General features: G+C 66.9%; 21 protein-coding genes. 1 reads left to right on the forward strand and 20 read right to left on the reverse strand.

Annotated features, from left to right (window positions below; translation table 11 throughout):
* Positions 1-10: 10 nt before the first annotated feature.
* The 17 genes from AB0M15_RS02865 to AB0M15_RS02945 form a co-directional block, all read right to left on the reverse strand.
* A complete protein-coding gene (locus tag AB0M15_RS02865; protein ID WP_363813245.1) occupies positions 11-3,871 on the reverse strand; it encodes a DNA-directed RNA polymerase subunit beta' in 3,861 nt (1,286 codons plus the stop codon).
* Between the two features lie 68 nt (positions 3,872-3,939).
* Positions 3,940-7,425: a DNA-directed RNA polymerase subunit beta gene (gene rpoB, locus AB0M15_RS02870; RefSeq protein ID WP_343976856.1), complete on the reverse strand. Its 3,486-nt coding sequence runs from the start codon at positions 7,423-7,425 to the stop codon at positions 3,940-3,942.
* Between the two features lie 273 nt (positions 7,426-7,698).
* Complete coding sequence (locus AB0M15_RS02875; protein WP_363813247.1) at positions 7,699-8,526, reverse strand: hypothetical protein; 828 nt, start codon at positions 8,524-8,526, stop codon at positions 7,699-7,701.
* Positions 8,526-9,017, reverse strand: a complete 492-nt coding sequence (locus AB0M15_RS02880) for a hypothetical protein (RefSeq protein WP_363813249.1) — start codon at positions 9,015-9,017, stop codon at positions 8,526-8,528. The genes AB0M15_RS02875 and AB0M15_RS02880 overlap by 1 nt, the downstream gene beginning before the upstream one ends.
* The gene (locus AB0M15_RS02885) at positions 9,014-10,309 is read right to left on the reverse strand and encodes an MlaD family protein (protein WP_363813251.1); all 1,296 of its coding nucleotides are present in this window, start codon (positions 10,307-10,309) and stop codon (positions 9,014-9,016) included. Before AB0M15_RS02885 ends, AB0M15_RS02880 begins: the two co-directional genes overlap by 4 nt.
* Positions 10,306-11,544, reverse strand: coding sequence for an MCE family protein (locus AB0M15_RS02890; RefSeq protein ID WP_363813253.1), 1,239 nt, complete (start codon positions 11,542-11,544; stop codon positions 10,306-10,308). Before AB0M15_RS02890 ends, AB0M15_RS02885 begins: the two co-directional genes overlap by 4 nt.
* Positions 11,541-12,728, reverse strand: a complete 1,188-nt coding sequence (locus AB0M15_RS02895; RefSeq protein ID WP_363813255.1) for an MCE family protein — start codon at positions 12,726-12,728, stop codon at positions 11,541-11,543. The genes AB0M15_RS02890 and AB0M15_RS02895 overlap by 4 nt, the downstream gene beginning before the upstream one ends.
* Positions 12,725-13,753 carry an MCE family protein gene (locus AB0M15_RS02900; protein ID WP_363813257.1) on the reverse strand — a complete coding sequence of 343 codons (1,029 nt, stop codon included), beginning with the start codon at positions 13,751-13,753 and terminating at the stop codon, positions 12,725-12,727. Before AB0M15_RS02900 ends, AB0M15_RS02895 begins: the two co-directional genes overlap by 4 nt.
* Positions 13,750-14,781, reverse strand: coding sequence for an MCE family protein (locus tag AB0M15_RS02905; protein WP_363813259.1), 1,032 nt, complete (start codon positions 14,779-14,781; stop codon positions 13,750-13,752). Before AB0M15_RS02905 ends, AB0M15_RS02900 begins: the two co-directional genes overlap by 4 nt.
* Positions 14,778-16,094, reverse strand: coding sequence for an MCE family protein (locus AB0M15_RS02910; protein ID WP_363813261.1), 1,317 nt, complete (start codon positions 16,092-16,094; stop codon positions 14,778-14,780). The genes AB0M15_RS02905 and AB0M15_RS02910 overlap by 4 nt, the downstream gene beginning before the upstream one ends.
* Positions 16,095-16,096: 2 nt before the next feature.
* Entirely contained in the window at positions 16,097-16,927 is an 831-nt protein-coding gene (locus AB0M15_RS02915; RefSeq protein ID WP_343976364.1) for an ABC transporter permease, read from the reverse strand.
* 2 nt (positions 16,928-16,929) lie between these two features.
* Positions 16,930-17,703: an ABC transporter permease gene (locus AB0M15_RS02920; RefSeq protein WP_343976361.1), complete on the reverse strand. Its 774-nt coding sequence runs from the start codon at positions 17,701-17,703 to the stop codon at positions 16,930-16,932.
* Entirely contained in the window at positions 17,700-18,647 is a 948-nt protein-coding gene (locus AB0M15_RS02925) for an ATP-binding cassette domain-containing protein (RefSeq protein ID WP_363813264.1), read from the reverse strand. The genes AB0M15_RS02920 and AB0M15_RS02925 overlap by 4 nt, the downstream gene beginning before the upstream one ends.
* A gap of 273 nt (positions 18,648-18,920) precedes the next feature.
* Positions 18,921-19,307, reverse strand: coding sequence for a 50S ribosomal protein L7/L12 (gene rplL, locus AB0M15_RS02930; protein WP_328329457.1), 387 nt, complete (start codon positions 19,305-19,307; stop codon positions 18,921-18,923).
* A gap of 68 nt (positions 19,308-19,375) precedes the next feature.
* The gene (gene rplJ / locus AB0M15_RS02935) at positions 19,376-19,996 is read right to left on the reverse strand and encodes a 50S ribosomal protein L10 (protein WP_363813266.1); all 621 of its coding nucleotides are present in this window, start codon (positions 19,994-19,996) and stop codon (positions 19,376-19,378) included.
* A gap of 240 nt (positions 19,997-20,236) precedes the next feature.
* Positions 20,237-21,424 carry an MFS transporter gene (locus AB0M15_RS02940; protein ID WP_363813268.1) on the reverse strand — a complete coding sequence of 396 codons (1,188 nt, stop codon included), beginning with the start codon at positions 21,422-21,424 and terminating at the stop codon, positions 20,237-20,239.
* Positions 21,425-22,000: a TetR/AcrR family transcriptional regulator gene (locus AB0M15_RS02945; protein WP_363813270.1), complete on the reverse strand. Its 576-nt coding sequence runs from the start codon at positions 21,998-22,000 to the stop codon at positions 21,425-21,427.
* An 88-nt stretch (positions 22,001-22,088) separates the two neighbouring features.
* Here AB0M15_RS02945 and AB0M15_RS02950 point away from each other — a divergent pair, with 88 nt between their 5' ends.
* Complete coding sequence (locus AB0M15_RS02950) at positions 22,089-22,976, forward strand: SDR family oxidoreductase (RefSeq protein ID WP_363813272.1); 888 nt, start codon at positions 22,089-22,091, stop codon at positions 22,974-22,976.
* A 2-nt stretch (positions 22,977-22,978) separates the two neighbouring features.
* Here the strand turns inward: AB0M15_RS02950 and AB0M15_RS02955 are convergent, their stop codons facing one another.
* From AB0M15_RS02955 to AB0M15_RS02965, 3 genes are read right to left on the reverse strand one after another with little or no spacing between them, the layout of a single operon-like run.
* Positions 22,979-23,413 carry a type II toxin-antitoxin system VapC family toxin gene (locus tag AB0M15_RS02955; protein WP_363813273.1) on the reverse strand — a complete coding sequence of 145 codons (435 nt, stop codon included), beginning with the start codon at positions 23,411-23,413 and terminating at the stop codon, positions 22,979-22,981.
* The gene (locus tag AB0M15_RS02960) at positions 23,403-23,672 is read right to left on the reverse strand and encodes a prevent-host-death protein (RefSeq protein WP_363813275.1); all 270 of its coding nucleotides are present in this window, start codon (positions 23,670-23,672) and stop codon (positions 23,403-23,405) included. The genes AB0M15_RS02955 and AB0M15_RS02960 overlap by 11 nt, the downstream gene beginning before the upstream one ends.
* Before the next feature lie 60 nt (positions 23,673-23,732).
* Positions 23,733-24,137 (reverse strand): RidA family protein, encoded by a 405-nt coding sequence (locus tag AB0M15_RS02965; protein WP_363813277.1) that lies wholly within the window; start codon positions 24,135-24,137, stop codon positions 23,733-23,735.
* Between the last annotated feature and the right edge of the window lie 26 nt (positions 24,138-24,163).

Consider the following 24,163-nt stretch of genomic DNA (forward strand, 5'->3'; position numbering starts at 1 on the left):
ACTACGGACTTCAGTTCTGGTACGAGCCCAGGTCGAAGTCGTCGAGCGGGACCGACTGCCCGGCGGACGGGCCGAAGTCGTAGTCGTACGACTCGTAGCCGACCATCGAGTACATCGCGGCCTTCGCCTCCTCTGTGGGCTCCACCCGGATGTTGCGGTAACGGTCCATGCCGGTACCCGCCGGGATCAGCTTTCCGATGATGACGTTCTCCTTCAGACCGACCAGCGAGTCGGACTTGCCGTGGATCGCGGCCTCGGTCAGGACCCGGGTCGTCTCCTGGAAGGAGGCGGCCGACAGCCACGACTCGGTCGCGAGCGACGCCTTGGTGATACCCATCAGCACCGGACGACCCGAGGCCGGCGTACCGCCCTCGGCCACGACCCGACGGTTCTCGGCCTCGAACATCAGCCGGTCCGCCAGCTCACCCGGCAGCAGGTTCGCCTCGCCGGACTCGATCACCGTGACCCGGCGCAGCATCTGCCGGACGATGATCTCGATGTGCTTGTCGTGGATGGCCACACCCTGCGACCGGTACACCTCCTGGACCTCGTCCACCAGGTGCTCCTGCGCCTTGCGGATGCCCAGGATCCGCAGAACCTCCTGCGGGTCCGGCGTACCCTGCGTCAGCTGCTGGCCGACCTCGACGTGCTGACCGTCCTCGATCAGCAGGCGAGCCCGCTTCGACACCGGGTAGGCGACCTCCTCGGAACCGTCGTCCGGGGTGAGCACCAGCTTGCGGGTCTTGTCGGTGTCCTCGATCGCGATCCGGCCGGCTGCTTCACCGATCGGCGCCTTGCCCTTGGGCTGACGGGCCTCGAAGAGCTCGACCACACGCGGCAGACCGTGGGTGATGTCATCACCCGCGACACCACCGGTGTGGAAGGTACGCATGGTCAGCTGCGTACCGGGCTCACCGATGGACTGGGCCGCGATGATGCCGACGGCCTCACCGATGTCGACCGGCTTGCCGGTCGCCAGCGAACGGCCGTAGCACTTCGCGCAGGTACCGGTCTTGGCGTCACAGGTCAGCACGGAGCGGACCTTGACCGTCTCGACCCCAGCTGCCACCAGAGCGGCGATGGACACATCGCCCAGGTCGCTGCCGGCGCTCAGTACCAGGTTGCCCTTGGCGTCGAACGTGTCCGTCGCCAACGTACGGGCGTACGCGCTCGTCTCGACGTTCTCGGCGTGCACGACCTTGCCGTCCGGACCGGCCTCGCCGATCTGCTTGGGCAGGCCACGCTCGGTACCGCAGTCCTCCTCGCGGATGATGACGTCCTGCGACACGTCCACCAGACGACGGGTCAGGTACCCGGAGTCGGCGGTCCGCAGCGCGGTGTCGGCAAGACCCTTACGAGCACCGTGGGTGGCGATGAAGTACTCGACCACCGACAGGCCCTCGCGGAAGTTGGACTTGATCGGCCGGGCGATGATCTCGCCCTTCGGGTTGGCCACCAGACCACGCATACCGGCGATCTGCCGGATCTGCATCATGTTGCCTCGCGCACCCGAGTGCACCATCATCCAGATCGGGTTGGCCTTGGCGAAGTTCTCCTCCATGGCCTTGCCGACCTCGGCGTTGGCGCCGGTCCAGATCTCGATCAGTTCCTGCCGCCGCTCGGACGAGGTGATCAGACCCCGCTCGAACTGCTTCTGGACCTTCTCGGCCTGGGCCTCGTAGCGAGCCATGATCTCCGGCTTGCTCGGCGGCGTGCTGAAGTCGTCGATCGACACCGTGACACCGGAACGGGTGGCCCAGCGGAAACCGAGGTCCTTCAGCGCGTCCAGGCAGAACGCCACCTGGACCTTGGAGTACCGCTCGGCCAGATCGTTGACGATCGAGCCCAGCTGCTTCTTGCCGACCTCGGTGTCCACGAAGGTGTAGTCGCTCGGCAGCGCCTCGTTGAACAGGGCGCGACCCAGCGTGGTCTCCAGCGAGAACCCACCGTTCGGGCGCTCGGTCGAGCCGGCCGGCGCACCGGCCTGGTCGAGCCGGAGCGTGATCTTGGCCTGCAGCGACAGCTCCTTGCGGTCGAAGGCCATCAGGGCCTCCGCCATCGAGCTGAACGCCCGGCCCTCGCCGAGTTCGCCTTCCTTCAGCATGGTCAGGAAGTAGATGCCGATGATCATGTCCTGGGTCGGCATCGTGACCGGACGGCCGTCAGCAGGCTTCAGGATGTTGTTCGTCGACAGCATCAGGATCCGGGCCTCGGCCTGCGCCTCGGCCGACAGCGGCAGGTGCACCGCCATCTGGTCACCGTCGAAGTCCGCGTTGAACGCGGAGCAGACGAGCGGGTGGATCTGGATCGCCTTGCCCTCGATCAGCTGGGGCTCGAACGCCTGGATGCCCAGTCGGTGCAGCGTAGGCGCGCGGTTCAGCAGCACGGGGTGCTCGGTGATGACCTCTTCCAGCACGTCCCAGACCTGGGCGCGCTGACGCTCGACCATCCGCTTGGCGGACTTGATGTTCTGCGCGTGGTTGAGGTCGACCAGCCGCTTCATCACGAACGGCTTGAACAGCTCCAGCGCCATCGCCTTCGGCAGACCGCACTGGTGCAGCTTCAGCTGCGGGCCGACCACGATGACCGAACGGCCCGAGTAGTCGACTCGCTTGCCCAGCAGGTTCTGACGGAAACGACCCTGCTTGCCCTTGAGCATGTCGGACAGCGACTTCAGCGGCCGGTTGCCCGGGCCGGTGACCGGACGTCCACGGCGGCCGTTGTCGAACAGTGCGTCGACGGCCTCCTGGAGCATCCGCTTCTCGTTGTTGACGATGATCTCGGGCGCGCCGAGGTCGAGCAGCCGCTTGAGCCGGTTGTTCCGGTTGATCACCCGGCGGTACAGGTCGTTCAGGTCGGAGGTGGCGAACCGGCCACCGTCGAGCTGAACCATCGGCCGCAGGTCCGGCGGGATCACCGGAACGCAGTCGAGCACCATGCCCATCGGGCTGTTGTTGGTGGCCAGGAACGCGGTGACGACCTTGAGCCGCTTCAGGGCGCGGGTCTTGCGCTGGCCCTTACCGGTCTTGATCGTCTCGCGCAGGCTGTCCGCCTCGGCCTTGAGGTCGAAGGTCTCCAGGCGCCGCTGAATCGCGGCCGCGCCCATCGCACCCTCGAAGTACTTGCCGAACCGCTCCTTCATGGCGCGGTACAGGATCTCGTCGCCCTCCAGGTCCTGGACCTTGAGGTTCTTGAACCTGCTCCACACCTCGTCGAGGCGGTCGATCTCGCGCTGCGCACGGTCACGCAGCTGCTTGACCTCACGCTCGGCGCCTTCCTTCACCTTGCGGCGAACGTCGGCCTTCGCGCCCTCGGCCTCGAGCTGGGCGAGGTCCTCCTCGAGCTTCTTCATCCGGGTCTCGATGTCGTTGTCGCGCCGGCCCTCGAGCTGCTTGCGCTCGACATCGGTCCGGCCCTCCAACGACGAGAGGTCGCGGTGCCGCGCCTCGTCGTCGACGTCGGTGATCATGTACGCCGCGAAGTAGATGACCTTCTCGAGGTCCTTCGGGGCGAGGTCGAGCAGGTAGCCGAGTCGCGACGGGACACCCTTGAAGTACCAGATGTGGGTGACCGGCGCGGCCAGCTCGATGTGCCCCATCCGCTCGCGGCGCACCTTGGAACGGGTGACCTCTACGCCACACCGCTCACAGATGATGCCCTTGAAGCGAACACGCTTGTACTTACCGCAGTAGCACTCCCAGTCCCGGGTGGGACCGAAGATCTTCTCGCAGAACAGGCCGTCACGCTCAGGCTTGAGCGTCCGGTAGTTGATCGTCTCGGGCTTCTTGACCTCGCCGTGCGACCACTGGCGGATCTCATCCGCGGTCGCCAGGCCGATCCGAAGCTCGTCGAAGAAGTTCACGTCGAGCACGATGTGTTATCTCCCGATTGTAAAAATGGTCTGAGTGAGTTGACTGTTGATCGAAAGCGGCAACCCGCTCAGACCTCCTCGACGCTGTTCGGCTCACGCCGGGACAGGTCGATTCCCAGTTCTTCCGCCGCGCGGAAGACATCCTCTTCGCTGTCGCGCATCTCGACCCGGCTTCCGTCGGACGAGAGCACCTCAACGTTCAGACACAGGGACTGCATTTCCTTGACGAGAACCTTGAACGACTCCGGGATACCCGGCTCCGGGATGTTCTCGCCCTTGACGATCGCTTCGTACACCTTGACCCGGCCGACCACGTCGTCCGACTTGATCGTCAGCAGCTCCTGCAGCGCGAAGGCGGCACCGTAGGCCTCGAGGGCCCACACCTCCATCTCGCCGAACCGCTGACCACCGAACTGCGCCTTACCACCCAGCGGCTGCTGCGTGATCATCGAGTACGGACCGGTCGAGCGGGCGTGGATCTTGTCGTCCACCAGGTGGTGCAGCTTCAGCATGTACATGTAGCCGACGCCGACCGGCTGCGGGAAAGGCTCACCCGAGCGGCCGTCGAACAGGTTGGCCTTGCCGGTGCTGTTGACCATCCGGTCGCCGTCGCGGTTCGGCAGGGTCGAGCCGAGCAGGCCGGTGACCTCTTCCTCGCGCGCGCCGTCGAAGACGGGGGTGGCGACGTTCGTGAACGGCTCGGCTTCGCCGGCGCCGATCTTGATCAGTCGCTGGGCCCACTCTTCGGGGCTGTCCGGGTCGACCTTCCAGCCGCGGCTGGCAACCCAGCCGAGGTGGGTCTCGAGCACCTGACCGACGTTCATCCGGCCGGGCACGCCCAGCGGGTTCAGGATGATGTCGACCTGGGTGCCGTCCTCCATGAACGGCATGTCCTCGACCGGCAGGATCTTCGAGATGACGCCCTTGTTGCCGTGGCGTCCGGCGAGCTTGTCACCGACGGAGATCTTGCGCTTCTGCGCGACGTACACGCGGACCAGCTGGTTCACGCCCGGCGGCAGCTCGTCGCCGTTGTCGCGGTCGAAGACGCGGACCCCGATGACGGTTCCGTTCTCACCGTGCGGCACCTTCAGCGAGGTGTCGCGCACCTCGCGCGCCTTCTCACCGAAGATCGCCCGGAGCAGCCGCTCCTCCGGGGTCAGCTCGGTCTCACCCTTGGGCGTGACCTTGCCGACCAAGATGTCACCGGTGGTGACCTCCGCGCCGATCCGGATGATGCCCCGCTCGTCCAGGTCCGCCAGCATCTCGTCGGAGACGTTGGGGATGTCGCGGGTGATCTCCTCCGGGCCGAGCTTGGTGTCGCGGGCGTCGACCTCGTGCTCCTCGATGTGGATCGAGGTCAGCAGGTCCTGCTGCACGACGCGCTGGCTGAGGATGATCGCGTCCTCGTAGTTGTGACCCTCCCACGGCATGAACGCCACGAGCAGGTTCCGGCCGAGAGCCATCTCGCCCTCGTCGGTGCACGGACCGTCGGCCAGCGGCGAGCCGACCTCGACCCGCTGCCCGGCGTCGACCAGCGGACGCTGGTTGATGCAGGTGCCCTGGTTCGAGCGACGGAACTTCTGCAGCCGGTACGTCTGGTACGTGCCGTCGTCGGCGGCGACCTCGATCAGATCGGCCGAGACCTCCTTGATCACGCCGGCCTTCTCCGACACCAGCACGTCACCGGCGTCGACCGCTCCGCGGAACTCCATGCCGGTACCGACCAGGGGGGCGTCCGCGGTGATCAGCGGAACGGCCTGGCGCTGCATGTTGGAGCCCATCAGGGCGCGGTTGGCGTCGTCGTGCTCGAGGAACGGGATCATCGCCGTCGCGACCGACACCATCTGGCGCGGCGAGACGTCCATGTAGTCCACGTCGTCGACCAGCACGAGCTCGACCTCACCGTGGCGCCGGCGAACCAGCACCCGGTCCTCGGCGAACGCGTCGTCGTCGGTCAGTGCCGCGTTGGCCTGAGCGATGACGAACCGGTCCTCCTCGTCCGCGGTCAGGTAGTCGACCTGGTCGGTGACCCGGCCGTCGACGACCTTGCGGTACGGCGTCTCGACGAAGCCGAACGGGTTCACCCGGCCGTACGTCGCGAGCGAGCCGATCAGACCGATGTTCGGGCCTTCCGGGGTCTCGATCGGGCACATCCGGCCGTAGTGCGACGGGTGCACGTCACGAACCTCGAAGCCGGCCCGCTCACGCGACAGACCACCCGGGCCAAGTGCCGACAGGCGGCGCTTGTGGGTGAGCCCTGCGATCGGGTTCGTCTGGTCCATGAACTGCGACAGCTGGGAGGTTCCGAAGAACTCCTTCAGCGCGGCGACCACGGGACGGATGTTGATCAGGGTCTGCGGCGTGATCGCCTCGACGTCCTGGGTCGTCATCCGCTCGCGGACCACCCGCTCCATCCGGGCCAGGCCGGTGCGGAGCTGGTTCTGGATCAGCTCGCCGACCGTACGCAGACGGCGGTTGCCGAAGTGGTCGATGTCGTCCTCTTCGACGACGATCTCGCCCTGCGGCGCGGTCAGCTCGGTCTTGCCCTCGTGCAGCGCCACCAGGTACTTGATGGTGGCGACGATGTCGTTGATCGTCAGCACCGCGGTGTCGTGCGTCTCGTCGCGGCCGAGCTTCTTGTTGATCTTGTACCGGCCGACCTTGGCCAGGTCGTAGCGCTTGCCGTTGAAGTAGTAGTTGTCCAGCAGCGCCTGGGCAGCCTCACGCGTCGGCGGTTCGCCGGGGCGCAGCTTGCGGTAGATGTCGAGCAGCGCGTCGTCCTGGCCGGAGGTGTGGTCCTTCTCCAGGGTGAGCCGGATCGACTCGTACTCGCCGAACTCCTCGAGGATCTGCGCGTCGGTCCAGCCGAGTGCCTTGAGCAGCACGGTGACGTTCTGCTTGCGCTTGCGGTCCAGCCGCACGCCCACCATGTCGCGCTTGTCGACCTCGAACTCCAGCCACGCACCGCGCGACGGGATGATCTTGGCGGTGAAGATGTCCTTGTCCGACGTCTTGTCCGGCGTGCGCTCGAAGTACACACCGGGCGAGCGGACCAGCTGGGACACGACGACACGCTCGGTGCCGTTGATCACGAACGTGCCCTTGCGCGTCATCAACGGGAAGTCACCCATGAAGACGGTCTGGCTCTTGATCTCGCCGGTCTCGTTGTTCATGAACTCGGCGGTGACGAACAGCGGCGCCGAGTAGGTGACGTCACGCTCCTTGCACTCGTCGACCGTGTTCTTCGGGGGCTCGAACCGGTGGTCGCGGAACGACAGCGACATGGTGCCGCTGAAGTCCTCGATCGGGGAGATCTCCTCGAAGATCTCCTCGAGGCCGGACGGGGAGGACAGATCTGTCCGTCCCTCTGCCTCGGCGGCGGCCACCCTGGCCTGCCAGGTTTCGTTTCCGACCAGCCAGTCAAAGCTGTCCACCTGCAACGCAAGAAGATCCGGAACCTCGAGAGGCTCGGAGATCTTCGCGAAGGAGATGCGACGGGGTGCGCCGGAAACATTCGTAGTGCTGTCGGACTGGGGGTTGCGCGAGGCGACCAAGGGGCGTCCTTCCACGGGCTCGCAAAGTAACTTCGAAGCGGCACTTCGGTGCTGGGAGCGCATGCCAAACGACCCTCGTCAAGTTCTGAGGATGAACAAGGGTGCGGTTAAAGGCAGCGCAAAGCAATAGGCTACCCGATCTGGGCAAGTCTGTCCAATGGGGTCCGACACTATGCCGTCGGACCACCCACTCCGTCAAGAATCGACCCGGGTTCTCCAGCAGGTAACCAGCCTGCGAGCCGCCCGGACGACCTCTCCGGAGTCACTTAGAGACTACAGTCCGGCGATCTCCTGGACCAGCCATTGATCGCCGTTTCGGACCATTGTGAATCTCGTCCGGTTCAGGTCGACCCGGGGACTACCCTTCGTGATCGTGCTGGTGGTCGTCTGGTTGACGAAGATGATCAGCGTGACCCGGTTCGCGTCGCCGTCGCGGACGCCGACCTCGCGGACCTCGGCGCGGACCGTCGCCTTGGTCTTGGTGGCCAGCTCGCCGGCCACCTTGGCGGTCGCATCGAACTGCCCGGCGAACTCCGGCGTCATCGTCGCCCGCGCCGCCGCGAAGCTCTTGTCGAGCGTGCGGTAGTCGTAACTCAGCGCCGTCTCCGCTGCTTTCCGCCCCGCCGCAACCGCCTGATCCCGAGCATCCTCAGCCTCTTTCCCCTTCCAAGCCTTCACCCCGAGAACCCCGGTGAGGGCCAGGATCAGCACCAAGAGCAACCCCAGAGCAGCAGACAGCACCACCGCCACCCGCGACCGCTCCGCGGTCGCGGACGCGGCGGAGGAGGCAACCGAGCCCGCTTTGGCAGTCGCAGTCGGAGCCAACGCAGCCGGGCCCGCGTTGGCGATCCCGGCGCCTGCGGCGCCGGTTGCCGGGGCGCTGAGCACTCGCTCGCCGGCAGCTCCGGCGTGCCGATCGGACGGACCGACACCCGGCTTTTCGTCACTGAGCGTGATCTCAGGCTGGTCCTGCGGACGACTCGACAGGTCCTCCTGGGCCTCCGATGTGGCCTGAGTCACTGGTTTGATTGGTGGGGTTTGGGGGTTGACTTCGGGGGTGGTTTCGGGGCGGCGGCGTTGGCCGGCGATCTTGCGGGGCATCAGCCGACCACCTGGAAGTCGGCGGTGAGCCAGCGGTCCTTCTCGCGGACCAGGTCGAGCTTGATCCGGTACCTGCGTTCGACGCCGTCCTTGGAGGCGGTGTTGGTGACGACGGCGTTCACGATCACCAGGACCTGTGCGGAGTCCTTGTCGTTCGACACCACCGCGGCCTCCTTCACATCGCCCTTGGAGGTCGCCTTGTTCGCGACCACCTCGGTCTTGACCGAGTCCGAGCCCGACTTGAACTCCTCCTTGAACTGTCCGGTGGAGTCGTCCAGCACCCGCTTCGCGTCGGCGTCCCAGGTGCTGTAGTCGTACGTCGTGAAGTCCAGCGCCAGCTGCCGGGCCGCCTTCATCGCCCCGTCGCGCTCACTCTTGCGAGCGTCCTGCCCACGCAACGCGACCACCGACAGCGTCGCGCCGACCAGGGCGACCAGCACGAGCACGCTGAGCGCCCAGGCCACGATCATCGGTCCCTTCGGCCTGGTCACTTGCCGGTCACCGGTCCGAGGATGAGGGCCTTCCACGAGTCCTTACCGAGCATCTCTTCCTGTCCTCCGGTCGAGCCGAGCACCAGCGACGGCATTCCACCGATACCACCGGCAGCGCCCGTGGCCGGGTCGTACCCGACGCCATACCCGATCCGGTTGGCGTCGGACGACCGCGTCGACGGCGTCGGCTTGTTCTGCGACCCGCGGACGTTGATCCCCGACCCCGGCGACGCCGTACAGCTCGCCTTGGTGTTGGCCGCCTTGTCGGTGATGTCCTGCGGAACGCGCTTGTCCGTACCGTTGTACCCGGCCCGGCAAGCAGGCGGGCTGAAGCCGAGCACCAGGCCGAAGTGCGCGTCGTAATGCCCGGTACCTGGGTCCTTGCCCGGTACGACGTACCCGCCCATCGCAACCGCCGGATAGACCACGAGCAGCTGCTCGACCGCGTCCAGCCGGACCGCGGTCAGCTCGCTCACCGTCAGCAGGTTGCCGAGCAGTACCGCGATGTCGGCCTTGTTCTCCTGGATCAGCGCGGTCAACTGGGTCGACGCGGCCGAGCCGTTGTCGATCACGGCCCGCAGGCTGGCGTCCGAGCTGACCAGGGTGTCGGACAGCAGCGCCAGGTTCTTCGCCCAGGTTTTGATCGCGTCCCCGCTGGCGACCTGGGTGGCGAGCACGGTGTTGCCGTCGTTGATCAGCTTGATCGTCTGCAGGATGTTCGCGTCGGCGTCGCTGATCAGCGCGCCGGAGCTGTCGATGATCCGCTGGAGGTCGGTGCCCCGGCCGCGGAGCGCGTCGCCGAGCTCCTTGACGGTGGTCTTCAGGCTGTTCTTGTCGACCGAGTTCACCAGCTGGTCCAGGTTCAGCAGCAGCTCGGTGGTGTCGATCGGCAGGGCGGTGTTCTGCCGGCTGATCTTGGAGTTGTTCTGCAGGTACGGTCCGCCGTCGCGGCGCGGTTGCAGGTCGACGTACTGCTCGCCGATCGCGGACCGGTTGGCGACGACCGCGAGCAGGTCGTTCGGGATCTTGGTCTTCTTGTCGATGTCGAGGTTGACCTCGACGCCGTCGGACAGCAGCTTCAGCTCGCCGACCCGGCCGACCGGCTGGCCGCGGTACGTCACCTCGGCGCCGGAGAAGATCCCGCCCGACTCGGCGAAGCTGGCGCTGACGGTGTAGTCGTCGTCGAACAGCAGCTTGTCGACCTGGGCGTACTTGGCGCCGACGTAGGAGATGCCGACCAGGGTGATCAGCAGGAACACCATCAGCTGGATCCGGACCGTTCTGGTGATCACTTGGCCACCCCCGGCATCAGGACCTTCGCGAGCTCCGGATCGAACCCGGCGCGGTTGAGCTTCGGCGTACAGACCGGCAGGCCGAGGATCGTGACGCAGGTGGTCCCCGCACCGGTCGGGATCGGCAGCGACGGCAGGCCGCCGGCGGTCGGCTTCGTGGTCGGGAACTTCGGCGAGTTGTGCAGCGGCAGGCTGACCTCGGTGGTCGGCAGGGTGAGGCCGACGTTCGGCAGGTTCAGCCCGAGCAGGCCCTGCAGCGCCTTCTGGGTGTTCACGTCGAGGGTGATGTTCAGGTTGGTGAAGTCGCCCTTCACCGCGCCGGTCGCGGCGTCCGGGAACGGGTAGGTGAGCATCAGCTGGAGCGCCTTCGGCAGGTTCTCACCGGCCTCGGCGAGCTTGGTCAGCAGCGGGTAGAGCGACTGCAGGTTGGCGACCAGGTCCTTCTGCGACTCGGTGATCACCCGCGTCGCGGTATCGCCCAGGGTGGCCAGTGCCTGCAGCGTCTTGACCAGCGCGGCGCGCTGCTTGTCCAGGGTGGCGATCGACTTCGGCAGCGAGTCGATCGCGGTCGCGATCGTCGTCTTCTGCGCGTTCAGCTGTTTGGCCAGCTGGTCGACGGCGGTGATCGCCGTGACGATCTTCTGCTTGTTCTGGTCCAGCGTGCCGACGAAGGTGTTCAGCTGGGTCAGCACGCTGCGGATGGCCGGCTCGTTCCCGGTCAGCGCCTTGTTCAGCTCCTGCGTGATGATCTGCAGCTGGGCCACGCCGCCGCCGTTGAGCAGCAGCGAGAGCGCCGACAGGACCTCTTCGACCTCGACGTTGCTGGTCGTCCGGGACAGCGGGATCAGCTCGCCGTTCTCCAGCTTGCCGTGCGGCTTCTCCGACCCCGACGGCTGCTCGAGCGAGACGAACTTCTCCCCCAGCAGGCTGGTCTGGCGGATCGTCGCGCGGGCGTTGTCGGGCAGGTCCAGGCTCTTCGGCAGCTTGACCCGGACCTTGGCGACGTACCCGTCCAGCCAGACCTTCTCGACCGTACCGACGGTGACGTCGTCGACCTTCACCGACGACTTCGGCACCAGGTCCAGTACGTCGGTGAACTCCACCGTGACCGTGTACGACGGCCCCTTGATCTTGGCGCCACCCGGCAACGGCAGGGAGTACACGCTGAAGTCGCAGCCGCTGAGCAGGGTCGCCATCGCGACCACACCCGCCACCAGACCGGTACGGCGCTTCATCGGCCACCACCCGGGACCAGGCCGCCGAGCGTGTCGTCGACGGGGTCGGGGCTGGGCAGCTTGGGTTGCGGGGCCGGCGCCCACGGCGTACCGGCTGGGCCGCCCGAGCCGGTGATGGCGCTCAGCAGCGGGAGCTTCGGCAGCGCGTTGAAGACCGGCTTGAGTGCCGAGCAGGTCGACAGCGGCTGGTTCGCCTGGATCAGCAGCGAGCAGATGAAGGTCGCCGGATCGTCCAGCTGGGCCAGGTTGATCCGCTGGTCCAGCGTGCCGAACTGCGGGTTGTAGACGCGGGCCAGGTTGCCCAGGCCGAGCGGCGCGGTGTCGATGATCTCGGCGAGCGCGGCCTTCTCCTTGACCAGGATCTGGGAGACGTCGGTGGCGCCGGAGATCGTCGTCTTCAGCAGCGACCGGTTGTCCTTGACGAAGTTCGCCACCTCGCCAAGGGCCGCCGCCAGGGTGGACAGCGCGGCCGAGAGATCCTGGCGTTCACCGGCTAGCGTGGTCGTGACGCCCGCGAAGTTCGCGTTGAACTGCTTCACCAGGCCGTCGTTCGCGGCCAGCGCGGAGACGAAGGTCTGCAACTGCCGGATCGTGCTGAACAGGCTCTTGGAGTTGCTCGACAAGGTCTGCGTCAGCGTCGACACGTCGGTGATGGTCTGGTTGAGCTTCTTGCCCTGGCCGTTGAGGTTGGCCGCCGAGACGTCGAGCAGCCGCGACAGCGCGCCTTGGTCGTTGGCACCCTTCGGGCCGAGCGCGACGGACAGGTCGTTGAGGCTCTGGTAGATCTGGTCGAGCTCGAGCGGTACGGCCGTACGGTCCAGCGGGATCGACGCGCCGTCGGCCATCACGGCGCCCTTGGAGTACGCCGGGGTGAGCTGGATGTAGCGGTCCGCGACGATCGACGGCGACGCGATCACCGCCTTCGCGTCGGCCGGCACCTTGTGCTTGGCCTCCCACCAGAACTTCACCCGGACCGAGCGCCCGGCCGGCGTCACGCTCTCGATCTCGCCGACCTTGATGCCGAGGATCCGGACGTCCGACCCCGGGTAGACGCTGACCGCGCGGGGGAAGTACGCCGTCGCGCTCACCCGCTCGGGGTGCGGCCACAACGAGATGACACTGACCGCGAGCACCACGATGACGACACCGAACGCGATCATCCGGGACAACGATGCGACCTTCATCGGCCCGCACCCCCGGTCAGTCCGCTGAGGATCGGTGGCAGCCCCGGGATCGGGAGCTGCGGCAACGGGATCTCCGGTACGGGCACCAGGTTCTGCACATAGGTGTCGAACCACGGCCCGGTACCGAGCGTGTTGGTGAACACCCGTGCGTACGGCGCGAGCCCCTTGATGCTGGCGTCCAGCGCGTTCTGGTTCTTCAGCAACGTCGCCAGGACCGCGTTGACCTTGGTCAGCGTCGGCGCCAGGTCCTTGCGGTTCTCCTGCACCAGCGCCCTGACCTGCGCGGCCAGCTTCTGCGTCGAGACGAGCAGCTCGTGGATCAGCGCTCGGCGTGCCTGCACCGCCTGGAACACGGTGTTGCCGTCCTTCATCAGCTTGATCAGCTGCTGGTTGCGGTCGGCAAGGACCTTGGTGACCACGTCGGAGTGCTGCAGCAACAGCTTCAGCTGCTCGTCGCGCTTGGCCACGTTGCGGGACAGCCGGGACAGCCCGGTCAGCGAGGCCTGGACCTCTTCCGGGGTGTTTTTGAAGGTCGCCGACAAGGTGTCCAGCGCCTTCGCGAGCTGCGCGGTGTCGATCCGCTCGGTGGTGTTGGCCAGGTCGGTGAACGCGTCGACGACGTCGTACGCCGCGATGGTCCGGGCCAGCGGGATCACCGAGCCCTCCTTGAGCTCGCCCCCACCCTCCGGGTCGAGCTTCAGGTACTTCTGCCCGAGCAGCGTCTTGATCTTCATCTCGGCGCCGGTCTTGTCGCCCAGCTTCACGCCCCGGTCGACGACGAAGTCGACCCGGACGTGGGTGCCCTCGAGCTCGACCTTGCGGACCTGGCCGACGCGGACACCGGCGACCCGGATCTCGTCGTTCGGCTTGAGCCCACCCGCCTCGGAGAACTGCGCGGAGTACTTGGTACCGCCACCGATCAGCGGCAGGTCCTGCGCCTTGAACGCGGCCAGCATGATCAGCCCGATCACGGTCAGGCCGACCACACCGATGGTGACCTGGTTCTGTTCCCTGAACGGTTTCACTTGGCGCACCTCGCCGAGTTGACGTCGTGGCTGATCGGGATCCGGACGCCCAGCGGCAGCGTGACATTGCCGTCGAAGCCGCACAGGTAGAAGTTGAACCAGGACCCGTACGACGCGGTCCGGGTCAGCGTCTCGAGCTTGTTCGGCATGTTCTGCAGGGTCTTGACCCAGATCGCCTGGGTGTCGTCCAGCGTGGTCGAGACCGTGCGCAGCTGGTCGAGATCCGCCTTCAGCGGCACCCGGGTCTGCTGCAGCAGGCCGGCCGTCTTGGTGTTCAGCGAGTTGATCGAGCCGAGCGAGCCGAGGATCGGGTTGATGTCCTGGCTCAGCCCGGTGATGAACTGCTGCAGGTTGATCAGCAGCTGGGAGAAGTTCTGCTGCCGCTGCGAGACGATCTGCAGGGTCGAGGTCAGGTTGGTGATCAGGTCGCCGATCACCTGGTCGGAGTCGGCCAGCGTGGTGGTCAGCGAGGCGGTCCGGGCCAGCAGGCTCTCGATCGTGCCGCCCTCACCCTGCAGCACCTTGATCACCTCGAACGCGAACTGGTTCACGTCCTTCGGGGTGAGCGCGGTGAACAGCGGCTTGAAGCCGTTGAACAGCACCGACAGGTCCAGCGCGGGCGCGGTCCGGTCCTTGTCGATGATCCCGTTCTTCTTCATCCGGGTGCCGCCGCCGACGCCCTCGGTCAGCGCGATGTAGCGGTTGCCGACCAGGTTCCGGTAGCGCATCGTCGCGTGCGTCGTGGTGTCGAGGACCTGGCCGGAGTCGACGCTGAAGGTCACCATCGCCAGTTTGTCCTGGTAGATCGCGATCTTGTCGACCTGCCCGACCCGCACGCCGGCGATCCGGATGTCGTCACCCTTGTTCAGCCCGACCACGTCGGTGAAAACCGCCCGGTACTTCGTGGTCGCGTTGAAACTGATGTTGCCGATCGTCACGGCCAGCAGCGCCGTCGCCACGGTGGTGACGACCACGAAGATCGCCAGCCGTACGGTGTCGAACGAGGTCTTCTTGTCCAGCAGCTTCATTTCAGGTTCACCTGCCCACCGCGCATCAGGGGGCCCAGCATCAGGGTTGTCAGATCCGGTACGTCATCGGCCGGGATGCCCATCGCGGGGCCGGCCACGGCGTCGATCACCTTCTGCTCGGCCGGCGTACCGGCACCGCCGGTGTCGCTGGCGAAGCCGGGCATCGCGCGGTTGAGCTGCAGGTTGACCGGGAAGCGGGTCGTCTTGCCGTGGTCACCGATCACGCCGTCCACGCCGGTCACGTACGGCACCGGGTTGTCCTGCGTGTACGGGCCGGGGTGCTCACCAGGAACCGTGTAGTTGCGGCCGACGCAGGTCGGGCCGCGGTGATCGCCGAAGACCGGCGTCTCGTTCGGCTGGTACGGCGTGGGCTGGTTGGTGATCAGCTCGAGGTTGATGTTCAGCCGGCCGTCCCGGAACGTGTCGCTCAACGTCGGGATGGTGTCGGTCATCACCTTGAGGAAGCACGGGAACTCCGGCGAGTACCGCTCGAGCAGGTCCAGCACCGGCTTGCTCACCTCGCCGAGCCGGATCACCCGGTCCTCGTTCTCCTTCAGGAAGGCGTTGCCGGTCGTCGACAGCGTCTGCACGTCGGTGAAGAACGTCTGCAACTGCTTCTCCTTCTCCACCACCGTGTTGCCGGTGACGGTCAGGTTGCGCAGCGCGCGGGCCAGGTCGGGCGTGACGTCGCCGTAGATCTTGGCGACCTGGGTCAGCTTGGTCAGCGCCGCGATCAGGTTCGGCACGTTCGGGTTGAGCTTCTTCAGGTAGCCGTCGAGCTGGGTCAGGGTGTCGGCGATCTCGGTGCCGCGGCCCTCCAGCGCGGTCGCCAGCGTGTTCAGCGTCGCGTTCAGGTCGGCCGGGTCGACTGCTTGCAGCAGCGGCAGCGCGTCGTTCAGCACCTTCTCGATCTCGATGCCGACCGCGGTCTTGTCCCGGGAGATGGTGTCGCCGGCCTTGATCGCGCGACCTTCGGGGCCGGGCGGTGGTACCAGCGCCACGTACTTCTCGCCGAACAGCGTCTTGGGCAGGATCCGCGCGCTGACCTGGCTGGAGATCTCCTTCACCTGGTCGGGCTTCAGCGCCAGTTCGACGGTGGCGAAGTCGCCGTCTGTGGAGACGTCGCGGACCTCGCCGACGATGATGCCGCGCAGCTTCACGTCCGCGTGCCGGTTGAGCTGCAGGCCGATGTGGCTGGTCTCCAGCTTCACGTCGACCGTGGCGGTGAAGACCTTCGCGTAGAAGGCGTAGGTCAGCCAGAGCAGGAAGCAGAGCATCAGGATGAAGGTGGTACCGAGCAGTCGTCTGGTCATCGCTAACCCGCCAGCCTGACGGTGGTCGTGGTGCCCCAGATCGCCATCGACAACAGCAGGTCGACGACGTTGATCACGACGATGGAGGTCCGGACCGCGCGGCCGACCGCGACGCCGACGCCGGCCGGGCCGCCGGTCGCGTGGTACCCGTGGTAGCAGTGCACCAGGATCACCAGGACCGAGAAGACCAGCACCTTGCCGAAGGACCAGAGCACGTCGCCCGGTGGTAAGAACAGATGGAAGTAATGGTCGTACGTCCCGGTGCTCTGGCCGTAGAACGTCGTCACGGTCAGCCGGGTGGCGAAGTACGAGGACAGCAACCCGACGACGTACAGCGGGACGACCGCGATCAGCCCGGCGATGATCCGGGTGGTGACCAGGTACGGCAGGGACGGGACCGCCATCACCTCGAGGGCGTCGATCTCCTCGCTGATCCGCATCGCGCCGAGCTGGGCGGTGAAGCCGCAACCGACGGTCGCGGCCAGTGCGATCCCGGCGATCAGCGGGCCGATCTCGCGGGTGTTGATGTACGCGCTGACGAAGCCGGCGAAGGCCGAGGTGCCGATCTGGTTCAGTGCCGAGTAGCCCTGCAGGCCGACCTCGGTGCCGGTGAAGAAGGCCAGGAAGGTGATCACGCCGACGGTGCCGCCGATCACGGCGAGCGCGCCGGTGCCCAGCGTCACCTCGGCCAGCAGCCGGAGGATCTCGCGGCGGTACCGGGTGACCGACTTGCCGGACCAGGCCAGCGCCTTGATGTAGAAGGCGAGCTGCTCACCGAGCCGGTCGAGCGAGTTGAGCGGCTTCTTGACCAGGGTGTCGACGATCGAAGACATCGTCAGGCCCCCTTCGGCGGTACGAGCTGGAAGTAGATCGCCGTCATCGAGAAGTTCGCGACGAACAGCAGCATGAAGGTGATCACCACGGACTGGTTCACCGCGTCGCCGACGCCCTTCGGGCCGCCACCGGCGTTCACGCCCTTGTAAGAGGCGACGACCGCGGCGATGAAGCCGAACACCAGCGCCTTCGCCTGGCCCTGCCAGAGGTCGGGCAGGTGGGCGAGCGCGGTGAAGGAGGCTATATAACTACCCGGCGTGCCGTCCTGGAGGACGACGTTGAAGACGTAGCCGCCCATCACGCCGACCACGCTGACGAAACCGTTCAGGAAGAACGCGACCAGCATGGTGGCCAGCACCCGCGGGACGACCAGGCGCTGGATCGGGTCGATGCCGAGCACCATCATCGCGTCGAGCTCTTCGCGGATCTTGCGCGCGCCGAGGTCGGCGCAGATCGCCGAACCGCCCGCGCCCGCGATCAGCAGCGCGGTCGCGATCGGAGACGCTTCACGGACAACGGCCAGTACGGCGGCAGAACCGGTGAAGGCCTGCGCGCCGAACTGCTTGATCAGCCCGCCGACCTGCAGCGCGATCACCGCGCCGAACGGGATCGCGACCAGCGCGGTCGGGATGATCGTCACGCTCGCCACGAACCACGCCTGCTGCAGGAACTCGCGCAGCTGGAACGGCCGCCGGACCGAGGCCCTGGCGGTGTCGAGCGCGAAAGCGAAGAGCGATCCTGCGTGCTTCAGCGGGGCGGTGGCGTCGACGGTCACGAAGTCGTCACCACATCACTCGCGAAGGAGCCGGGCGGTGGGGTCACGCCGTTGTCCTCGCACCACTGGCCCGGCGGGCGCTGCGTGGGCCGCAGTACGCCGGAACTGGGCAGTTGCTGGATCGGGATCGGGGGCAGCGGCGGCAGCTCCTGGTCGGCCTCGGCCGCGAGCTCGTCGGCGTCCTTCTCCTCGGACATGCCGATCGGGCCGATCCGCTGCGCGTTCAGGAACTGGCGGACCACAGGCTCCTCGCTGGACAGCAGCATCTCGCGCGGGCCGAACATGGCCAGGTGCCGGTGGTACAGCAGGCCGATGTTGTCCGGCACCGTCCGGGCCGTGTTGATGTCGTGGGTGACGATCAGGCAGGTCGCCTGGGTCATCTCGTTCAGGTCGATGATCAGCTGGTTCAGGAACGCCGTCCGGACCGGGTCGAGACCGGAGTCGGGCTCGTCGAAGAGCAGGATCTCCGGCTCGAGCACCAGCGCGCGGGCCAGCCCGGCCCGCTTGCGCATGCCGCCCGAGATCTCGGCGGGGAGCTTCTTCTCCGCGCCGACCAGGCCGACCATCTCCATCTTCTCCATCACGATGGAGCGGACCTCGGACTCGGACTTCTTGGTGTGCTCGCGCAACGGGAAGGCGACGTTGTCGTACAGGTTCATCGAACCGAACATCGCGCCGTCCTGGAACAGCACGCCGAACAGCTTGCGGATCTCGTAGAGCTGACGCTCCGAACAGGTGGCGATGTCCACGCCCTCGATGTGCACGTGGCCCTTGTCGGGCTTGAGCAGACCGATCAGCGTCTTCAGGAATACGGACTTCCCGGTGCCGGAAGGGCCGAGCATGACGCAGATCTCGCCGGCCGGCAGAGTCAGGGACACGTCTCCCCAGATCAGCTGGCTCCCGAAGGACTTGGACAGTCCCTCGACGCGGACTTCTACGCCCACCTGGCCCTCCTAGGTCGGTATGCCTCACGGGTTCGTCGTGCAGCCCCGACCGACGTGCTTTCGCCGGTTCAACGAGGGCGCGGTTGCTTAGGTTACGCACGAGTACGCTTTTGCGTAACCCCTGTCTGTCAAGTGATCACGACCGAAGAGTCACACTCTGGTCACGCACCGGAACCTTCGGAATCCTAGACCCGCCCTGAACGTGCCGAAGGGCGGCCCCGTAGGACCGCCCTCCAACTGGTATCACTTCGTTGTGCGGCTGGGCCGCACAGGTCACTTGAGGGTGACGGTGGCGCCGGCGCCCTCGAGGGCTTCCTTCGCCTTCTCGGCCGAAGCCTTGTCGACCTTCTCGAGGATGGCCTTCGGCGCGCTCTCGACGAGGTCCTTGGCCTCCTTCAGGCCGAGGCTCGTGAGGCCACGCACCTCCTTGATGACCTGGATCTTCTTGTCGCCGGCCGACTCCAGGACGACGTCGAACTCGTCCTGCTCCGCGGCCTCTTCGGCCGGGGCGCCCGGGGCGCCCGCAGCGGCGGCGACGGCGACGGGAGCGGCGGCGGTCACGCCGAACTCCTCCTCGAAGGCCTTCACGAACTCAGAGAGCTCGAGCAGGGTGAGGTCCTTGAACTGACCGAGCAGCTCTTCGGTGCTGAGCTTCGCCATTTTGGCGGTCCTTCCTTCACGTGTTGCTAGGTGATTACTGACTGGGGTCCTGCAGTGAATCGAACGTGTCAGCTGTCAGCTGACGCGGTCTCCTCGGTGCTCGCCTCGGCAGGCGCGTCGACGGTGTCTTGTACCGTCTCCGCGGCCGGAGCCTCGTCCGCCACGGGGGCGGCGTCGGCCGGCAGCTTGTCCTGCAGCGCCGCGAACAGGCGGGCAGCCTGTGCGAGCGGAGCAGCGAACAGCGACACCGCTTGCTGCGGGGCCGCCTTCATCGCACCTGCGAGCTTCGAGAGGAGAACCTCACGCGACTCCAGGTCAGCGAGCTTGGTGATCTCGTCGGAGCCGAGTGCCTTGCCGTCCAGCACACCGCCCTTGATGACGAGAAGGGGATTGGCCTTGGCGAAGTCACGCAGCCCCTTGGCCGCGACCACCGGGTCGCCCTTGATGAAGGCGATGGCCGACGGACCCTCGAGCAGGGAGTCGAACGACTCCACACCCGCGTCCTTGGCCGCGATCTTGGTCAGCGTGTTCTTCACCACGGCGTAGTGCACGTCGTCACCGAGCGTAGTGCGCAACTGCCGCAACTGCGCCACGGTGAGTCCGCGGTACTCGGTCAGCACAGCGGCGCCGGAGCTTCTGAAGTTCTCAGTCAGCTCCGCGACGTCGGCTGCCTTGTCCGGCCTCGCCATGGGTCTCCTTCCGCTCTGCAATTCAGCAGAGTTGGCTTCTATCGCCGCACCGGCCAAGACCCAGAAAATCGAAAACGCCCCTGCGCAGGCGCAAGGGCGTGAAGATGCAGACTCTCACTTACTTGTCACCTGCGCGGGCCGCCCACGAAGTTCATGGGACTTTCAGTTGCTCCGGGAGCAACGACCAGCGGTCTTCGGCAGAGTCAAGAGTAACCGCCGGTGACACGACGACCAAATCGGTTACTCCGGCGCCTGCGGACGGGCCGGGATCCACCGGTTCATCGCGGTCGCGGCGCCCCAGCCGACGAGTCCCATGAAGAGTACTGCGGGCCCGAGCCCGGCCACCGCAGTGACCGCGGCGACCATGAACGGTCCAGCCCCACTCCCCGCATCGGCGAACAACCTGAACGCGCCGAGGAACTGCGCCCTCCCGACGGGTGGTGAGGCGTCGGCGCCGAGCGTCATGATCACGCCGGCGCCCAGGCCGTTGCCGACTCCCATCAGCAGGGCGACCGCCGTCAGCGACGTGACCGAGTGGGTCAGCGGCAGCAGCAGGTGCGCCAGGCCGAGGACGAACATCGACGGTACGGCGACCCACTTGCGGCCGAAGCGGTCCATCACCGAACCGGCCGGATAGAAGAGCAGCATGTCCACGGCGCCGGAGATGCCGAAGATGATGCTGGTGGTCTGCGGATCCAGGCCGAGATGTTCGGCCCACAACGGGATCACGACTTGACGAGAGGCTCGGACCGCGCCGACGAGCAGTGCGCCGGAGCCGAGCGTTCGCAGTACCGGGAGATGCTCGCGGATGACGGCGGCGGTTGATTGCATGACTACTGGGTTGGCCATGCGCTTGCGGCGTACGGACTCGATGTCGGGGAGGCTGAGCAGGACGACGCAGGCGAGCGCGGCGGCGACCAGGTGGACCCAGTAGGCGCCGTCGGTGCCGAGGAACTTCATCGCAAAAGCGCCGACGAAGGGGCCGATGAACGAGCCGATCCGGCTGACGCCGCCGAGGGTCGAGAGTGCCCGGGCCCGCATGTTCAGCGGCACCGCTTCGCTGAGGTAGGCCTGACGGGCCAGGTTCCAAACGGCTCCGGCGACCCCGGTCAAGGCGATCGCGATGGCCAGACTCCAGACCGTCGGTACGACCAGGCAGCCGACCAGCGCTCCCGTGACCAGGACCGTGGCCAGCACCATCGCCCGGCGCTCACCGACCCGGGTCGCCAGCGTGCCGGCCGGGATGTCGCCGATCACCTGACCGAGGCCGGCAGCCGCGACGACAAGACCGGCGACCGCGACCGGGGCGCCGAGCTGAAGCGCGGACAGCGCGACGACCGGCGCGATCGCTCCCGAGCCGATGCCGTACAGCAGCGCCGGCAGATAAACCGATGGCGCGATCTTCCAGAGGCTGACGGGGGCTGCCATTTACGGCTCGGCTGTCTCCAAGGCGAGGGTCCTGAACTCAGTCAAAATATCCCGCTCGACCTCGGCCAGCGACCGCGTCTCACCGTCGGTGATCCATTGCCCGAAGGCGACGGCGAAGACGGTGACGCAGGTCTCTGCCGCGAGGGTCGCCGCCGGGTCTTCGATGTCGCGCTCGCGGAGTGCGTCGGCGAGTGCCGTGGCGAGGCCGGCGAGCTTCAGGAGTTCGCGTTCTTTGAGTGACTGGTTCGCCTGGATGACCTGCTGTCGCTGCCGCGACCAGGTGCGGCGTTCCGGCCCGAAGTACTGGGCGGTCTCGGTCAGGGCTGTGGTGATCAGCTCGAGGGGCGGACCGGCGGGGGCGTCGGCGATCGCGGTCACGAAGGCCTGTTGCAGTTGCTCCTCACCGCCGAAGAGGACTTCCTTCTTGTCCGCGAAGTGCCGGAAGAAGGTCCGCTCGGTCAGGCCGACGCTCTTGGCGATCTCGCCGACCGTCGTCTGCTCGAAGCCCTGCTCGACATACAGCTCCAACGCGGCGACGCGCAGCCGATCCGTCGCACCCGGCTCCCATCGCACCATGCCGGACAGTCTAGTTGATGACAGTGACTGACATTGCGAGCTATGTTTGTTGATGTCAGTCACTGACATAACTTTCTGAGGAGCTTTCATGCGCGTATTCGTCACCGGGGCATCTGGCTGGATCGGCTCCGCGGCCGTCGACGAGCTGCTCGCCGACGGACACCAGGTCGTCGGCCTCGCCCGCTCGGACGCCTCCACCACCTCGCTGGCCGCCAAGGGCGTGGAGGTACTCCGTGGCGACCTCGACGATCTCGAGGCGCTGCGAACCGGCGCGGCCGGCGCCGACGCGGTCATCCACCTAGCGAACAAGCACACCTTCGACGCCGCCGCGAACAACGCCGAGCGGGTCGCCGTCCAGACGTTGGGCGACACACTGGCCGGGTCCGGTCGACGGTTGCTGATCGCCGGCGGCATGAACCCGGCGCCCGGCCGCGCCTCGACGGAGGCCGACCCGTCGCCGTTCCACGGTCCCGACACCCCTCGGGGCGGCGCCGAGAACCTCGCACTGTCCTACCAGGACAAGGGCGTGCACCCGATCGTCGTACGCTTCGCGCCTACAGTCCACGGCGACGGCGACCACGGCCTGATCCGGATGCTCGTCACCGGCGCCCGTTCGGCCGGCTTCTCGGCGTACATCGCCGACGGCACCAACCGCTGGCCCGCCGTCCACCGCTCCGACGCCGCCCGCTTGGTTGCCCTAGGCATCAACAAGGCCCCAGCCGGCGCCATCCTCCACGCCGTCACCGAGGAAGGCGTCCCAACCCGCGCAATCGCCGAAGCAATAGCCCAAGGCCTGACCATCCCCGCCACCTCCGTAACTCCGGAGGAGGCAATCACCCACCTAGGCTGGCTGGGCGGCTTCTTCGGCCTGGACCTCCTGACCTCCAGCACCGCCACCCAAACCCTCCTGGGCTGGACCCCCACAGGCCCAACCCTCCTCGAAGACCTGCGTACTCCGAGCTACTTCAGCAGCTGAACTCAGGACGGATGCGCGACCGGGACGACGGTGAGAAGTTCCTCGAGCCCTCTGAAATCGTCAGGGTTCGTCGTGAACAGGGGCAGCTCTTCCGCGACGGCGATGCTGGCGATCATCAGATCGGCGATCCGGCGGCGCGGCGTACGGCCGGCGGCCACGACGGCCGCACAGATCCGGCCGTAGATCCGGGCAGCCTCGGTGTCGAACGGGATCGGGTCGAACTCGCTCTCGACCCGCTGGAGGACGTCCATCCGCCGGGCCCGCTCGGCATGCTCGTTGTAGGCGGCGTCGCTGCGCACCTGATGAGGGCCGGCCGAGAGCTCGGCCAGGGTGATGGTGGTGATGGCCATCTCGTCGGGCAGCTCGGCCGGATCGATCCATTTGCGCAGGATCACGATGTTCGTGTCGAGCAGCCCCTGCCGGTGATCAGCGGGCATACGGGTCGTCCGTCTCCTGGTCGACGTCGGCCTGCTGGTCGGCGCGGAAGTCCTCCAGCCGGATGTCCGGCGCCGAGTGCGACATCGCGGCGAACTCGCCGCGCGGGACGAAGCGCCGCCGGCCGCGGAGCGGGATCAGCTCACCGATCCGATGACCGTCCCTGGTGACGGTGAAGGCCTGCCCCCCTTGCACGGCGTCCATGATCTCCTTCGAACGCGTCCGCAGGTCGCGTTGGGTGATCTCGGTCTGTGCGCTCATGAAGCCAGGATAGCCGGACATCGCACGTGGTGCTACCAGGTAGCACCACGTGCCCCTGGGTCAGGAGAGGACTGCGAGGGCGTCGATCTCGACCAGCATCTGGGGGAGGGGGAGGCCGGTGAAGACGGTGGTGCGGGAGGGGAGGATGCCGCTGGGGGTGCGCGGTCCGACGAACTCGGCGTAGGCCTCGTTCATCGGGGCGAAGTCGTCGCGGGTGGTGAGGTACACGCGGAGCATCACGACGTCGTCGAAGGTGGCGCCGCCGGCCTCGAGGATCGCCTCGATGTTCTGCAGGACGCGGGTGGTCTGCGCCAACACGTCGCCCTCGTGGACGAACGCGCCGCTCTCCGGGTCGACCGAGCCCTGGCCGGAGACCTGCAGCACGTTGCCCTTGCGGACTCCCTGGGAGAACACCGGCATCGGCGCGGGGGCGTCGGGGGTGGAGATGGCGGTCTTGTCAGACATTTCGAGGGGTTCCTCTCGATCGGTTC

Origin of the sequence: Kribbella sp. NPDC051718 (assembly GCF_040681515.1) — a bacterium.
Lineage (GTDB): Bacteria > Actinomycetota > Actinomycetes > Propionibacteriales > Kribbellaceae > Kribbella.

Bases quoted from the DNA above. Each gene is read 5' to 3' on its own strand.
- AB0M15_RS02890 (WP_363813253.1), bottom strand. From the start codon at position 11,544: ATGAAGCGCCGTACCGGTCTGGTGGCGGGTGTGGTCGCGATGGCGACC.
- rplJ (WP_363813266.1), bottom strand. From the start codon at position 19,996: ATGGCGAGGCCGGACAAGGCAGCCGACGTCGCGGAGCTGACTGAGAAC.
- AB0M15_RS02910 (WP_363813261.1), bottom strand. From the start codon at position 16,094: ATGACCAGACGACTGCTCGGTACCACCTTCATCCTGATGCTCTGCTTC.
- AB0M15_RS02955 (WP_363813273.1), bottom strand. From the start codon at position 23,413: ATGCCCGCTGATCACCGGCAGGGGCTGCTCGACACGAACATCGTGATC.
- AB0M15_RS02950 (WP_363813272.1), top strand. From the start codon at position 22,089: ATGCGCGTATTCGTCACCGGGGCATCTGGCTGGATCGGCTCCGCGGCC.
- AB0M15_RS02960 (WP_363813275.1), bottom strand. From the start codon at position 23,672: ATGAGCGCACAGACCGAGATCACCCAACGCGACCTGCGGACGCGTTCG.
- AB0M15_RS02945 (WP_363813270.1), bottom strand. From the start codon at position 22,000: ATGGTGCGATGGGAGCCGGGTGCGACGGATCGGCTGCGCGTCGCCGCG.
- AB0M15_RS02895 (WP_363813255.1), bottom strand. From the start codon at position 12,728: ATGAAGGTCGCATCGTTGTCCCGGATGATCGCGTTCGGTGTCGTCATC.
- AB0M15_RS02875 (WP_363813247.1), bottom strand. From the start codon at position 8,526: ATGCCCCGCAAGATCGCCGGCCAACGCCGCCGCCCCGAAACCACCCCC.
- AB0M15_RS02905 (WP_363813259.1), bottom strand. From the start codon at position 14,781: ATGAAGCTGCTGGACAAGAAGACCTCGTTCGACACCGTACGGCTGGCG.
- rplL (WP_328329457.1), bottom strand. From the start codon at position 19,307: ATGGCGAAGCTCAGCACCGAAGAGCTGCTCGGTCAGTTCAAGGACCTC.
- AB0M15_RS02940 (WP_363813268.1), bottom strand. From the start codon at position 21,424: ATGGCAGCCCCCGTCAGCCTCTGGAAGATCGCGCCATCGGTTTATCTG.
- AB0M15_RS02915 (WP_343976364.1), bottom strand. From the start codon at position 16,927: ATGTCTTCGATCGTCGACACCCTGGTCAAGAAGCCGCTCAACTCGCTC.
- AB0M15_RS02965 (WP_363813277.1), bottom strand. From the start codon at position 24,137: ATGTCTGACAAGACCGCCATCTCCACCCCCGACGCCCCCGCGCCGATG.